This is a genomic window from Petrocella sp., from assembly GCF_059865615.1.
This window is the reverse complement of the sequence record NZ_JCBCDA010000113.1, coordinates 1-15286: the sequence shown is the minus strand read 5'-3', so window position 1 is coordinate 15286 and position 15286 is coordinate 1. Positions and strand designations below refer to the sequence as shown.

Genomic DNA, 15286 nt, shown 5'->3' with positions numbered 1-15286 from the left:
TTGGAGAAACATAGTTTTGACACTTTAACCATTGTCTATAGTTTAAAGAAATGTTTTAAGACGTAATAGCTTATAGAAGAAGTCAAAGCGCCTAAAGATGAACCCCATATGATATCTACAAGACTAAGAAACCAAGGCCAATCCTTAAGGGTAGCCCAGTTGGTTAAATCATAGGTCGCATAAGTAAAGAATCCAAAGAGCATTCCATAGAGTAATGCATGACCCATATCATTTGCATTAAGTGCAGGTAATAGAACAAACAACATCATACCTACTATAAAAAGCACATAGAATGTAATAGCTACAGGCCAGTTAGGTTGAGGTGCCATAATGTACCCTAAATGTTTGCTGTAAAAGTTCTTAGCAACCACACCCAGCCATATTAAATCTATAATGATAAAGATTGAAAATGTCACGATAAATATTTTTAAGTAATACATAGAATCACTCCTTACGTGATATAGTTGACTATAATACTATAAATATATCACAATATGTGAATCGAGTCAAAAAATTTTAATTCATACCATTCAATATCATGGTTAAGGCGTCAAATATATATACTCTATGTGAATTTGTGAAAATTAGCTTTGACCCATTATGCTAGTATGTGTTTGCAACAATAAGTGGATCGATATGATATATAGCCAGTGCTTCATTAACATCTGCGACTTCATAAATCTTATGTTCGATACAAAATTGTACAATAAGATCAAATACTTTTGTCGTATCCAGTGAGAATCCAGCTGTATAGAGCAATGATTCAGTTTCATCAAGGTTTAGTTCTAGGGCTAAACATAAACTTATGACAGTGTTAACATCCACAGCAATAGTAGGATGCAACCGCATATCAATGAAGTGGTCCTTATTAATACCGGCTCGCTCAAAAATATCTGAGTCGAGTGCATTGCTTTCATCGATCAAATTAAAGAGTAGTTCTCTAAAACTAGGCATATGGTTGAGATGAATATAATCTTCTAGGCTACTCAATGGGTTGTGATCTTCCTTTGAAGTATTAAGTTGCGTATCCAATTGTTTCTCAATATAGGCATTCAATGTGTCGATCAGTGATTGTTCCATGTTAATGGCCTCCCTCTGACGCTAACAAAGCGTTTATTCTCTCATATAATAGTATTTTGCGTTCATAAAAACAGGTTTAAGTATGTATTTTAAGTATTAATTATATGATAAGTACATAAATGATTATAACATATCCTTCAAGAGATTATAATTAAAAATAAATAAATAAAAAAAAGAGTAAGTCACTTGTCCAAGTTGATGGACCCAAATGATATTACTCTTTTTAAATTACTCAACCTTACCTAAATACTTTCTATTAATAGCAATGACTTCTTTCATAACATCTTTTCCAGGTCCTCCTATGACTTGTCTTTTATTGACACAGGTCTCTAAGGAAATAGCTTCATATACATCTTTTTCAAAAACTTCTGAGAGGTCTTGGTATTCATCTAAGGTCAATGTCTCTAATGTTTTATTGTGTTTTAGGCAATAAAGAACCAATCTTCCGATAACCTCATGAGCATCTCTAAAAGCCATACCCTTTTTAACAAGGTAATCGGCCGCATCAGTGGCATTGGTAAAGCCACCACCGGCACCATCATACATATTCTTTTTATTGATTCGAGCCGTACGTAACATATCGGAGAAAACAGGTAAACACATTTTTACCGTATCTAAGGCATCAAATGTAACCTCTTTATCTTCTTGCATATCTTTGTTATAAGCAAGTGGAAGTGCCTTCATGGTTGTAAGTAGGCTCATTAAAGAACCATAAACCCGTCCGGTCTTGCCACGAACCAATTCGGCGATATCCGGATTTTTCTTTTGTGGCATGATACTACTGCCTGTACTATAAGCATCATCCAATTCGATGAATTGAAACTCATTAGAACACCATAGAATAATTTCTTCGCAAAAGCGGCTTAAGTGCATCATTAAGACTGAGAAGGTTGATAGGACCTCAATTAAGAAATCTCGATCGCTTACGGCATCCATGCTGTTTAAACAAATACCCTCAAAATCAAGCATGTCGGCTACAAAATACCGATCTAAAGGATAAGTTGTTGTAGCAAGCGCACCGGCACCAAGTGGCAGCTGGTTCATTCTTTTTTTAGCATCTTCTAAACGGCTACGGTCACGTTTTAGCATTTCGAAATAGGCCATTAAATGGTGAGCTAAAGTTATAGGTTGTGCCTTTTGTAAATGGGTATAGCTGGGCATAATGGTATCTAGATGCTCTGCTGCCATATCAAGAATGATACTTTGAAGGTTCATAATCATTTCATCCACTAGCGTCAGCTCATCACGCATATATAGTCGAATATCTAGTGCAATCTGATCATTGCGGCTACGGCCGGTGTGTAGTTTTTTACCAACTTGTCCTACTTTTTCAATCAGAAGTTTTTCAAGGTTCATATGAATGTCTTCTTCATGAATGTCAAAAGCAACTTGTCCGGATTCAATATCCCTTAAAAGTCCTTCAAGACCTGTTTTAATGGTATTCATATCTTCTTTAGAGATAATATTTTGTTTTGCTAACATGGTAACATGGGCAATGCTACCTATGATGTCGTGTTTATATAATCTTTCATCGAAACGAATGGATGAATTAAAGTCATCCACCATGACATTGGTGCTTTTTGCGAATCTTCCGCCCCATAATTTCATAGTTAATCTCCTTTATATCTGAGAGGTAAAGTGGACAATCTATTTCAAACCGGAACGTTCTTTCATCATGGCTCTAACCTTGAGTGGTAAACCAAAAAGATTAATAAAACCTTCTGCATCCTTATGGTCATAAAGATCACCAGTTGTAAAGCTTGCAATATCCTCGTCGTATAAAGAGTAGGGAGAGTTTGCTCCGGCAGGAATAATGTTGCCTTTATAGAGTTTTAACTTTACAGTACCTGTAACCGTCTTTTGTGTTTCATCTACAAAAGCACTGAGGGCCTCACGAAGAGGTGTGAACCATTCGCCTGAGTAAACCAACTCAGCAAATTTGATGGCCAGTTGACTTTTGTAAGCCAGTGTTTGCTTATCAAGACAGAGGTATTCCAATTCATTATGTGCATAGTAGAGTATGGAACCACCAGGTGTCTCATAAACGCCACGAGATTTCATACCAACTACACGGTTTTCACATATATCAATAATACCGATGCCATTGGCGCCACCTATCTCATTAAGAGTGGCAATAATATCAGAAGCTTTCATGGGTACTCCGTTTAACTTAGTGGGGTTACCTAGTTCAAATTCTAAATCTATATATGTTGGTTTGTCAGGTGCGTTTTCAGGTGTTACGGACATTTGAAGTAGGTTATCATAGACCGGTTCAAGGCTTGGATCTTCCAGTTCAAGTCCTTCATGACTTAAGTGCCATAGATTGCGATCGCGGCTATAGCTTTCTTTCTTTTTCATGGGTACTGGAATATTTCTTGCTTCAAGAAAAGCAATAGCATCTTCACGAGATTTGATATCCCATATGCGCCAAGGCGCAATAATATCCAAATGAGGTGCAAGGGCTTTTATAGTGAGTTCAAAACGCACTTGGTCATTTCCTTTACCGGTAGCACCATGGCAGATGGCAGTAGCACCTTCTTTTAGAGCAATATCAACTAACGCTTTAGCAATGCCGGGACGTGCCATTGAAGTTCCTAGAAGGTATTTGCCCTCATACACAGCATTTGCCTTGACGCAAGGTATGACATAATCATCGACGAATGCATCGGTTATGTTTTCTATATACAATTTGCTGGCACCGGTGGATAAAGCTCTTTCTTCGAGTCCATCAATTTCTTTTCCTTGACCGACATCAACGCAAACTGCGATGACCTCACAGTCATAGTTTTCTTTTAACCAAGGTATAATGACGGTAGTATCAAGACCACCTGAATAGGCTAGTACAACTTTATTGTTCATGATTGTCCTCCTTATATTTGAATCTGATGAATATCAGATACTTAGGTTTGATATTGGTTAATTATACATTATAATTAATAATTATACAACACTTACTTGAATTTATTTCTACTTTTACCATCTTTATAGTACGGGTGAAAAAAGCCTGGATATGGACTCTTTCACTTTAATACAGAAGGGTCTATGTAGATAGTCTTCAAGGGTAAGCTCTCTAGAAACAAGTATATCCTGGTTGAAGATAGAACATAATGATTGTGAGGTAGGCCTATCATAAATGAAGGCATTGACTTCGAAATTAAGCCTAAAGCTTCTAATGTCAAAATTGCAAGTACCGACAGAACTTATGGCATCATCTACAATAATGGCCTTTGTATGAATGAAACCGTCATCATAGATATAAGCTTTAGCACCATACATTAAAAGCTCGCCAATAAAGGAATAAGTAGCCCAGTAGACAAAAGGGTGGTCCGGTTTATTAGGGAACATGATTCTTAAATCAACACCGGATACAACAGCTATTTTCAAAGCTTCTATAACGCTTTCATCAGGAACGAAGTAAGGTGTTTGAATATAGATATACTTTCTGGCACTATTAATCATCTTAATGTAGCCTTGCTTGATTTGTTGGTTGATGGAATCAGGGCCACTGCTGACAATCTGAACACCGGCGTCACCGGGGTGGTCTTTGTTGTATTTGATATAACGTGCAATATCAATTAATTGTTTTTTGGATGCACTACGCCAATCTAGAAGAAAGCGAATTTGAAGTTGAATAACAGCATCACCGAGGATTCTTATGTGGGTATCACGCCATTTACCAAAACGCTTTCGGAGTCCGAGATACTCCATCCCTATATTAAAGCCGCCAACATAACCAACACATCCGTCTATAACGGCAATCTTTCTGTGATTACGATAATTTGCCTTTAGATTAAAGTATTTGAAAACAGAGGGGAAGAAGAAATACACCTCACAACCTGAATTCCTCAAATCATTGATTGTGGACTTTGGCAAATGACGTCCACCGATATGGTCAATAAGTAACCTTATTTCAACACCTTCTTTTGCTTTTTGCTTACAAACGTCAAAAATAAGTGAAGAAAGCATATCATTTTTAACGATATAATATTGAAGATGAATATGAGTTTTGGCTGCCTTCATTTCGTCAATCAGTCGATCAAACTTTTCCTGACCATTGGTAAAAATGGTAATGTCATTGTTTTGAGTAAAGGAGGCTTCGCTTAATTTATTGTGAAAAATTATTATGTCACGATACATATCCATATCAGGGTCATTGTATTTAAAAAACCCTTTTTCAAGAGCCAAACGTTGTTTGTCTAAGACGAAGTTGTAAGCAGCGGATTCTTCATGGGTATATTTGAAGATTTTTCGCTTAGATATATTTTGTGACAATAGAAGGTAGAAAAAGAAACCAATGCCCGGCAACATAGTCATAAAAAACAACCAAGCCAAAGCTGAAATGGGGTTCCTACGCTCAAGGGATATAATAATAATGGAAAAAATTAAGTTCAGTATGAGCACAATGGTATAGTTTTGGGTGAATGTGGCTATATAAGTAATCATCATGTCCTCCATACAAAAATCTTGAAGTAGCCAATTGGATACACTTATATTCTCCTATATATTGGAAAGTAATGCAACAGTTTTATATTGTGTTTGTTTTTGCCCCCCTTACCCTTACCCCTATGTTAATTGAATAAGAAAGTTGATTGAATAACTTGAAACCCTGTGGAATACATGAAATAATAAAGAAAGGTGAATGAGAAGTAAAAAGAATGGGAAAACATCTTGCATTAATATGAATTAAAATGTATAATTATAAACTAAATAGAAGGCAGTATAGTTTAAAAAATCATAAGCTCAGAGATAGAAGCATAATTGGTTAGGTATTGGAAGGAGTCGAAAAATGAAAATAATACAAGGTGGCATAACAGCGGCCAAAGGTTTCAGTGCGCACGGGGCACATATTGGTATAAAACGAAAAAGAAACGACCTCGCTCTGATAGTATCAGAGGTACCGGCCTTATACTCAGGTACCTTTACGACCAATGTGGTAAAGGCAGCACCGGTTATATGGAATATGGATGTATATAAACATAAGCATTTGGTTAAAGCCGTTGTGGTCAATAGCGGCAACGCCAATGCCTGCACAGGGGATCAAGGTGATGCGGATAACGAAAAAATGGCAATAACAGTGGCTAAGTGTTTAGGTGTCCAAAAAGAAAATATTTTAGTGGGTTCGACAGGTGTCATTGGCGTTGAATTACCAATTGAGAAAATTGTCAGCGGAATTGAAGAAAATATTGGCCACATTAAGTCGACTTATGAAGCAGGCCTTTTAGCAGCAGAAGCCATTTGTACAACCGATACGTTTACCAAAGAAGTCGCTGTAGAGATTGAAATCAGTGGTAAGACCGTAACCATCGGTGGCATGGCAAAAGGTTCAGGTATGATTCACCCCAATATGGCAACCATGTTAAGTTATGTGACCACCGATGTCGCCATATCTTTTGACATGTTAGACCAGGCAGTCAAAGAAAGTGTCCAGGATGCTTACAATATGATTAGTGTAGATGGCGATACCTCTACCAATGACATGTGTACTATTATGGCGAATGGTATGGCAGGTAACGAAATGATTGTTGAAGAGCATGAAGACTATTTAATTTTCAAGAAGGCCTTAGACTATGTGAATAAGACTTTAGCTAAACTGATTGTCAAAGACGGAGAAGGTGCTTCCAAATTCATAGAAGTGAATATGTATGGAACAAGAAGTAAAAAAGAAGCCCAGGCTTTGGCGATGTCTGTGGTCACATCCAATCTGGTTAAGACGGCTTTCTTTGGTAATGATGCAAACTGGGGAAGGGTCTTATGTGCCATGGGTTATTCAGGTGTTAAATTTGATGCCAAGAAAGTGACCTTGAATTATGAAAGTTCTGCCGGAACAATTGATTTAATGGTGAATGGTGTACCTCAGAAATTTGACGAGGAACGTGCTTTTGACATTATAAAAGAAAAAGAAGTAATGGTGAATGCTTATTTGGAAGAAGGTACATCCAAAGGAACAGCATGGGGATGTGATTTGAGTTATGAATATGTAAAAATAAATGGGGAATATAGAACCTAATTATGGTCCTACTAACCATTAATATAAGAAAGGGAATTATGATACTATGGCATAAGCCATCATCATTAAGGTGAATTATGGAAAAATATATTAATAAAGCAAAGGTTTTAATTGAAGCTTTACCTTATATAAAGGAATTTAACGGTAAAAAGGTGGTCATAAAGTATGGCGGTTCAGCCATGGTGGACGAAGCCATAAAAACATCGGTAATAGAAGACATTGTACTTATGAAATTAGTCGGTTTTCAGCCGGTGATTGTCCATGGTGGAGGAAAAGAAATCAGTGATATGCTTAATGCCATCGGTATAGAATCTAGATTTCAAAACGGACTCAGAGTAACCGATGCAGAAACAGTAGATGTCGTAGAGATGGTATTGGCTGGAAAAGTGAATAAAAGCATTGTACAACTGATTCAGAATCATGATATCAACGCTGTTGGAATTACAGGAAAAGATGGAAAGACATTAAAAGTAAAGAAAAAACTGGTTGATGGTGAAGATATAGGATTTGTAGGTGAGATTACAAAAGTCAATACAAAACTTATTGATTCACTATTGGAAAATGATTTTATACCGGTTATTGCACCGATTGGTACGGATGAGGCAGGCAATACTTACAATATAAATGCTGATTATGCAGCATCGGCTATTGCCGGTGCCCTAGAAGCAGAAAAGCTTATATTTCTAACAGATGTTGAAGGTGTATTAAAAGATATAGATGACACTTCCTCTTTGATTTCAAAGATTGCTATGGATGAAGTAGAAACATTGATTAAGGAAGGCGTTATTTCAGGCGGTATGATTCCAAAAGTAGAATGTTGTGTCGAAGGATTAAACCATGGTGTTCGAAGCGTACATATTTTGGATGGCCGTGTACTCCATAGTATGCTACTTGAGATTTTTACCAAAAAAGGTGTCGGAACCATGTTTTGCAAGGAATTTGATTAGGAGGTAGCAGAATGCATGAGGCATGGATTGATAAAGGTCAAGAAGTTTTTTTGCAGAACTACAAACCCCTTCCGATTGTTATAGAACGGGGAGAAGGCAACTATATATTTGACAAAGAAGGTAATAAGTATTTGGATTTTGTGGCTGGGATTGCGACCAATGCCTTAGGTTACAGTTACGAGCCCTTAAAAAAAGCAATAAAAGATCAAATAGATAAGATCACCCATTGTTCCAATCTATATTACAATGAACCCAGTATTCGTGCGGCCCAAAAGTTGGTCGAACTTAGCGGTTTAAGTAGAGTATTTTTTTGCAATAGCGGTGCTGAGGCCAATGAAGCCGCTCTTAAACTGGGTAAAAGATATATTAATAAATTTGTAAATGGGAATAAGACGGAAATTATAACCATGAAGAACTCATTTCATGGTAGAACCATTGCGACTGTTTCCATAACAGGACAAACTAAATACCATGAAGGTTTTGCACCATTATTTGAAGGGATTACCTATACAGAGTTTAATGATATTGAAGCTCTTGAATTGGTATTAACAGAAAAAACAGCCATCTTAATGATTGAACCCATCCAAGGTGAAGGGGGTATAAGACCGGCGGAACAGTCTTTTCTTAAAAAAGCAAGAGCCTTATGCGATGCATTGGATATTGTCTTGATTTTTGATGAAGTCCAATGTGGCATCGGACGTACAGGAACGGTTTTTGCTTATGAACAATATGGCGTTAAGCCGGATATTGTAACCTTAGCCAAAGGTTTAGGTGCCGGTTATGTAATTGGTGCCATCATAGCCAATGAGAAAACCTCCAAAGGCTTTGAACCTGGAACTCATGCTTCTACATTTGGTGGGAACCCATTATCCACAACAGCAGCTGGCGTTGTACTGGATGCCCTCATACATGATGGCTTATTAGAACATGTCAAAGCTATGGGCGCTTATTTAGAAGGCGGTCTAACGGTACTTAAAAAGCGTCAAACCTCCATCTTAGAGGTTCGGGGCATGGGGTTAATGATGGCAATTGAAATGGACCGACCTGTTGGTGACATCATTGCTAGGGCTCTAGACAAAGGGCTTATGCTTATTAATTCAGGTACACATATTATTAGGTTTGTACCACCCCTTACCATAAAGCAGACAGAAATCGACGAAATGATTCATATATTAGAAGCCGTGTTGACCACAGATTAATTGTTAATGGCAAGGAGGATCTTATGAAATGTAGATTATATCTAGAAGACGGTACAATTTTCGAAGGTGAGAGCTTTGGTGCTACAACCACCATATTTGGCGAAATCGTTTTTAATACAAGCATGACAGGCTATCAAGAAATATTAACAGACCCCTCCTATGGCGGGCAGATTGTAACCATGACCTATCCCTTGATTGGGAATTATGGCATTAACGATGTGGACTATGAATCGGATCAGGTTCAAGTGTCCGGATTTGTTGTGAAAGAATATGCACAGATACCCAATCATTGGCAAAGCAAGCGCTCACTGGATGACTATTTAAAAGCCAACAATATTCCGGGTATTTCAGGCATTGATACAAGAAAATTAACGAAGATTATTCGTAACAATGGTACTATGAACGGCATCATTACCACAGAGGAAATCACCCCTGATTTAATGAGCCAACTTAAGAACTATCGTTTTCCTAAAGATATTATTGCACAGGTTTCTTGCGATACAATCATGCATTATCCGGGAGACGGATTAAAAATCGCACTTATAGATCTTGGTATAAAAAAGGGTATTATCCTTCAATTACAAAATTTGAACTGTGACATTACTGTATTCCCACATGATATCTCGGCAGATGAAGTGCAAAAACATAACCCGGAAGTGGTCTTCTTTTCTAACGGCCCCGGTGACCCTAAAGATGCCACATCAGCTATTGCATTAGCCAAACAATTACTCGGTCAGAAACCGATGTGGGGTATTTGTCTTGGTCATCAGGTCTTAGCCTTGGCACTTGGTGCCGATACGTATAAGCTTAAGTTTGGGCATCGAGGTGCCAACCATCCGGTTATTGACACAGTAACCGGTAAAGTCTTCATGTCCTCACAAAATCATGGTTATGCTGTGGATGAAAAGACATTTACAGAGCACATCAAAGTAACCCATTATAATGTCAACGATGAAACTAATGAAGGCTTAAGCTGTGATCACTATAAAGTCTTATCCGTACAGTTTCATCCTGAAGAAGGGCCTGGCCCTGAAGATGCCCATTATATCTTTGAAAATTGGGTCAAAGGCTATGAAAAGGCGGTGATGACACATGCCTAGAGATACAAGTATTCATAAAGTTATGGTTATTGGATCAGGACCGATTATTATTGGACAAGCAGCGGAATTTGATTATGCCGGCACACAAGCATGTAAATCATTAAAAGAAGAAGGCATCGAAGTGGTTCTGGTGAACTCTAATCCAGCTACCATCATGACAGATGACAATATAGCAGACCATGTTTACATTCAGCCTTTAACCTTAGAAGCATTAACATGGATTATTGATAAAGAACGTCCGGATGGCTTATTGGCAACTTTGGGTGGACAAACTGGCCTTAATATGGCGGCAGAGTTGGACGAAGCAGGGGTGCTTGAGAAGTACAAGGTAAGACTTCTTGGAACCTCTCTAAAAGCAATTAATCAAGCTGAAGATCGAGAAAGCTTTAGACAACTTATGATGGATATCGGTGAGCCCGTTCCAAAAAGTGAGATTGTAACAACCATGGAGCAAGGTTTAGCTGTAGCAGATTCAATAGGTTTTCCGATTATCATAAGACCGGCTTTTACCATGGGTGGTCTTGGTGGTGGTATTGCTAAAAACATGAACGAGCTCAAAGAATTTTTGCATACCGGCCTTATGCACAGTCGAATCAGCCAAGTATTACTAGAACAATCTGTAGCCGGTTGGAAAGAGGTCGAATATGAAGTCATGCGAGATCAAAACAATACGGCCATTATCATTTGTAATATGGAGAATTTTGATCCCGTCGGCATACACACAGGTGACAGCATAGTTGTTGCACCCTCACAGACTTTATCGGATGAGGAATACCATATGTTGCGTACGGCTTCACTTAAGATCATCAAAGCTCTAAAAATAGAAGGTGGCTGTAACGTTCAGCTGGCACTAGATCCCAAATCCAAATCTTATATAGTGATTGAGGTCAACCCAAGAGTTAGCCGCTCATCAGCACTGGCATCAAAAGCAGCCGGCTATCCTATTGCCAAAATAGCGGCCAAGATAGCCATTGGTTTACATCTCCATGAGATTTCCAATGCAGTTACGAAAAAGACTAAAGCTTCTTTTGAACCGGCTTTGGATTATATCGTCACCAAGATCCCTAAATGGCCTTTTGACAAATTCGATTATGCAGATCGAACTCTTGGAACGCAAATGAAAGCAACTGGCGAAGTCATGGCCATTGATCGTACTTTTGAGAGCTCTCTGCTTAAAGCCATCATATCTTTAGAAGGTAAAGAAACAGGTCTTAGGAAAGAATCCTTACTTAAGCTGTCTAAAGAAGTCATTATTAAGATGTTGGATATGGTAGATGACCAACGGATTTTTGTGGTTGCAGAAGCCTTGAGAAAAGGTGTATCCGTTGAAAAAATCAATGAAATTACGTGTGTTGATAATTGGTTTTTGGAAAAAATCAACAACATCATTAAAGTGGAAAAACGCTTATCCAGCGAACCAATAACAGGAGAGCTGCTAGCAAAGGCAGAGAAGATGGGTTTTACAGACATTGAGATTCAGGCCTTATCCGGCAAAGATTATCGGATTATTGATGCCATACGTCGTGCTCATGGTATGTATCCGGTGTATAAGATGGTGGATACCTGTGCAGCAGAATTTGAATCCTCAACGCCTTATTATTATTCGACATATGAAGATGAAGAAGAAAATATTATCAGTAAAAAAGAAAAAATCATTGTTATCGGTTCCGGACCTATTCGGATTGGTCAAGGGATTGAATTTGACTATTGTTCGGTCCATGCTGTATGGGCCATTCAAGAGTTGGGTTATGAATCCATTATTATCAACAACAACCCTGAAACTGTGAGTACAGACTTTGACATAGCCGACAAATTGTATTTTGAACCTTTATTTATTGAAGATGTTATGAATGTGATTCGAAAAGAAATGCCAAAAGGTGTTATCGTACAATATGGTGGTCAAACAGCCATTAATTTGGCACCAAAGTTGGTGAGTCGTGGTGTTCAGGTTCTTGGCACGTCGGTGGACTCTATTGATGTTGCGGAAGATCGAAAGCGCTTTGAGCGATTACTAAGAGAACTGGATATACCCCAACCCATGGGTAAAGCTGTAACCAATATAGATGAAGCCATCACCACGGCTAGAAGTATAGGATATCCGGTTCTGGTGCGACCTTCTTATGTTATTGGCGGTCGTGCTATGATGATTGTTCATAATGACATTGAACTTATGAGTTATGTAAAAGAAGCGGCATCCTTATCAGAAGACCAACCGATTCTCATTGATGAATATATTGATGGCATGGAGGTTGAAGTGGACGCCATTGCTGATAGAGAGAACATATTGATTCCAGGCGTGATGGAGCATATTGAACGTACAGGTGTTCATTCCGGCGATAGTTTTTGTGTCTATCCGCCACAAAATATTTCAGAGGACATGATGACAATTATTGTCGATTATACCTATAAGATTGCCATGGCACTTCAGGTCGTAGGTCTTATGAACATTCAATTTGTTATCAAGGATGAAAAAGTATATATTATAGAAGTGAATTCAAGAGCGTCAAGAACGGTACCAATCATCAGCAAAATCACGAAAATTCCTATGGTGAAAATCGCTATGCAGGTCATCTTAGGCGACAAACTATCTGTCCTTGAATATGGGACTGGCTTATATAAGACCAGCAATCTTATAGCGGTTAAGGCACCTGTATTTAGCTTCGTTAAGCTAGCAGGGGTTGACGCAGCACTGACACCTGAGATGAAATCAACAGGGGAAGTTCTAGGTGTAGATAGTAATTATGAAAAAGCACTGCTGAAAGCCTTTCAAGGCGCAGGATTTAAGTTTAAAACAGCCGGTAAAGTGCTGGTCTCTGTGTCCGATGCTTCTAAAGATGAGGTCTTACCTTTTGTACAAGAATTAGAGGGGCTTGGATTTAGTATTGTGGCTTCTAGTAAGACAAGCCGATTTCTATCGGAAAAAGGCATTGCCAATGAATCTGTGAATATATCCGATTTGTCCGATTTACAGGTTATGTTTAAAAAAGATGAAATTGCCATGGTCATTAATGTACCGACAAAAGGTAAAGATGTCACCCGAGATGGCTACAAATTAAGAAATTTAGCTGAACACCTTAGTGTACCAAGTTTTACTTGTTTGGATACCGTAAAAGCTTATCTACAAGCATTAAAAACCTTTATGGACAAGGCGCCCATTGACTATGACACCATTGATGCATATATGTAATAGAGTTGATGGCCAATGAATCAAGAATTTGAAGGTGGTTGAATGATAAAATATACCTGGATTTTGATATTATTTCTACTATTGAGTGGTTGTCAAAAAGGCGAGGAAAAACTGAATCAACAAGATCAAAAGGTAAAAGAGAACGTGCAGCAACCAACGCAATCAGTTGTAGAATTAGAGGATGAAGGAGAAAAACAATCGGAAGAAGATGTAGTATTAGAAGCTTTAGACGAAGCGACCTTATTAGAAATGTCCATTGATGAGATAATTTTTAATATGTCATTAGAAGCCAAAGTGGCCCAGATGTTTTATGTAACCTTAGAAGATTACGAGTCAACAGGTTTGCCCTATGGTGGAATTATATTTTTTAAGCACAATATGATAACCGCTATAGAGACCCAAAAAATAATTCGTAAGATTCAAAGTGAACTAGACATCCCTCCTTTTATAGGATTGGATGAAGAAGGTGGATTGGTAACAAGAATAACCGGTGAAGCAAGTATCGGTGGTACAAAAATACCCGACGCATGGGTGCTGGGTCATGCCACTAACCCCAATGCAGTCTATTTAGCCAATGAAGTTATTGCAAAAGAAATCCGTTCTTTGGGGTTTAATATGAACTTTGCTCCGGTAGGTGATATACACACGAATCCAAGCAACCCGATTATTGGGCATAGGGCTTTTTCAGACAACCCACATATAGTTGGTGAAAAAGTGATAGAAGCCATAAAAGCATATAAGGAACAGGAAATCATCCCGGTCATAAAACATTTTCCAGGGCACGGAGATACGAAAGAGGATAGTCATTTAGGTACAGCCATACTGAGCCATGATATAGAACGATTGATGTCTGTTGAACTTGTACCTTTTATTGAGGCGATTAAGGATGGGGTAGATGTTATTATGGTGGGTCATTTACAGGTTCCCCAAGTGACTGGGGACACAACACCAGCTTCTTTGTCTGAGATAATGATACAAGAAATTTTAATTAAAGAATTGGGTTTTGAAGGTCTGGTTATATCCGATGCCTTGAATATGAAGAGCATTGTCGATTATTATGGTACAGAGTTGATGATTGATCGGGGTTTAGATGCCGGATTAAGCTTATTTCTTATGCCGGAGAATATGGAGAATGCCTATGAATATCTTATGGAAAAGGCTCGAAATTCCATAGAGACAGAAATAAAAATAGAGGAGGCAGTAAGAAAAATTATCCGACTAAAATTAGAAAAGAACTTATTTGAGCATAAAAATCAAGCCTTACAGGATCCAATAATTGGTCAAATAGAAGATAGAAATAAAATAGTAGAATTAGGGATTGAATAAAAAACGCTCAAACAATATCATTAGATAGTGTTTGAGCGTTTTTTTCAAGATTTCCAATCCAGAAAAAAGCATATTAAATATCATTTAATTAGAACATTTCTTATGAAAATTTTCATAAATTTAAATAAACATAGCAAAAGAAAACAAGTAAAAGTATGTGTTCGAGAGAAAGAAAAGTTATTATAAAAATAAATAGCACAAAGACAACTAAAAAACACTTGACATTATGTGCATATTATACTAAAATCATTTTATGAAAAGCTTTTCAAGCCTTCAGAAATACACAACTACAAAGTAATAGGGAGGAACAAAAATGAAAAAATTGTTAACAATGATAATGGTACTTGCAATGGTAACAGCATTGTTTGCCGGCTGTGGGAAAACAGAGACCCCAACAACAGAGACAGAAACGCCGGAAACAGGAACAGAGACAGAAGCAC

Annotated in this window: 11 protein-coding genes; 6 read left to right on the top strand and 5 right to left on the bottom strand. The window is 37.9% G+C overall.

The features are described 5' to 3' along the window. Positions 1–35: 35 nt before the first annotated feature. From AC6F8J_RS12870 to cls, 5 genes are all read right to left on the bottom strand, one after another. Positions 36–440: a DUF2177 family protein gene (locus tag AC6F8J_RS12870; protein ID WP_500723820.1), complete on the bottom strand. Its 405-nt coding sequence runs from the start codon at positions 438–440 to the stop codon at positions 36–38. Between the two features lie 163 nt (positions 441–603). Continuing rightward, positions 604–1080, bottom strand: a complete 477-nt coding sequence (locus AC6F8J_RS12865) for a hypothetical protein (RefSeq protein ID WP_500723819.1) — start codon at positions 1078–1080, stop codon at positions 604–606. 228 nt (positions 1081–1308) lie between these two features. Next, positions 1309–2688 carry an argininosuccinate lyase gene (argH, locus tag AC6F8J_RS12860; protein ID WP_500723817.1) on the bottom strand — a complete coding sequence of 460 codons (1380 nt, stop codon included), beginning with the start codon at positions 2686–2688 and terminating at the stop codon, positions 1309–1311. A gap of 39 nt (positions 2689–2727) precedes the next feature. Further along, complete coding sequence (locus AC6F8J_RS12855; RefSeq protein WP_500723815.1) at positions 2728–3939, bottom strand: argininosuccinate synthase; 1212 nt, start codon at positions 3937–3939, stop codon at positions 2728–2730. Between the two features lie 123 nt (positions 3940–4062). Further along, positions 4063–5523: a cardiolipin synthase gene (gene cls, locus AC6F8J_RS12850; protein WP_500723814.1), complete on the bottom strand. Its 1461-nt coding sequence runs from the start codon at positions 5521–5523 to the stop codon at positions 4063–4065. A 343-nt stretch (positions 5524–5866) separates the two neighbouring features. Here cls and argJ point away from each other — a divergent pair, with 343 nt between their 5' ends. The 6 genes from argJ to AC6F8J_RS12820 all read left to right on the top strand — a co-directional run bounded on the left by argJ (position 5867) and on the right by AC6F8J_RS12820 (position 14846). Further along, the gene (gene argJ, locus AC6F8J_RS12845) at positions 5867–7087 is read left to right on the top strand and encodes a bifunctional glutamate N-acetyltransferase/amino-acid acetyltransferase ArgJ (protein ID WP_500723812.1); all 1221 of its coding nucleotides are present in this window, start codon (positions 5867–5869) and stop codon (positions 7085–7087) included. A 77-nt stretch (positions 7088–7164) separates the two neighbouring features. After that, positions 7165–8034: an acetylglutamate kinase gene (gene argB / locus AC6F8J_RS12840; protein WP_275843193.1), complete on the top strand. Its 870-nt coding sequence runs from the start codon at positions 7165–7167 to the stop codon at positions 8032–8034. Positions 8035–8045: 11 nt separating this feature from the next. Further along, a complete protein-coding gene (locus tag AC6F8J_RS12835; protein ID WP_500723810.1) occupies positions 8046–9233 on the top strand; it encodes an acetylornithine/succinylornithine family transaminase in 1188 nt (395 codons plus the stop codon). Positions 9234–9256: 23 nt separating this feature from the next. Continuing rightward, complete coding sequence (gene carA / locus AC6F8J_RS12830) at positions 9257–10333, top strand: glutamine-hydrolyzing carbamoyl-phosphate synthase small subunit (protein ID WP_500723809.1); 1077 nt, start codon at positions 9257–9259, stop codon at positions 10331–10333. After that, positions 10326–13520, top strand: coding sequence for a carbamoyl-phosphate synthase large subunit (gene carB / locus AC6F8J_RS12825; protein ID WP_500723807.1), 3195 nt, complete (start codon positions 10326–10328; stop codon positions 13518–13520). Before carA ends, carB begins: the two co-directional genes overlap by 8 nt. A 42-nt stretch (positions 13521–13562) precedes the next feature. Continuing rightward, positions 13563–14846, top strand: a complete 1284-nt coding sequence (locus AC6F8J_RS12820) for a glycoside hydrolase family 3 N-terminal domain-containing protein (RefSeq protein WP_500723805.1) — start codon at positions 13563–13565, stop codon at positions 14844–14846. The last annotated feature ends 440 nt before the right edge of the window (positions 14847–15286 follow it).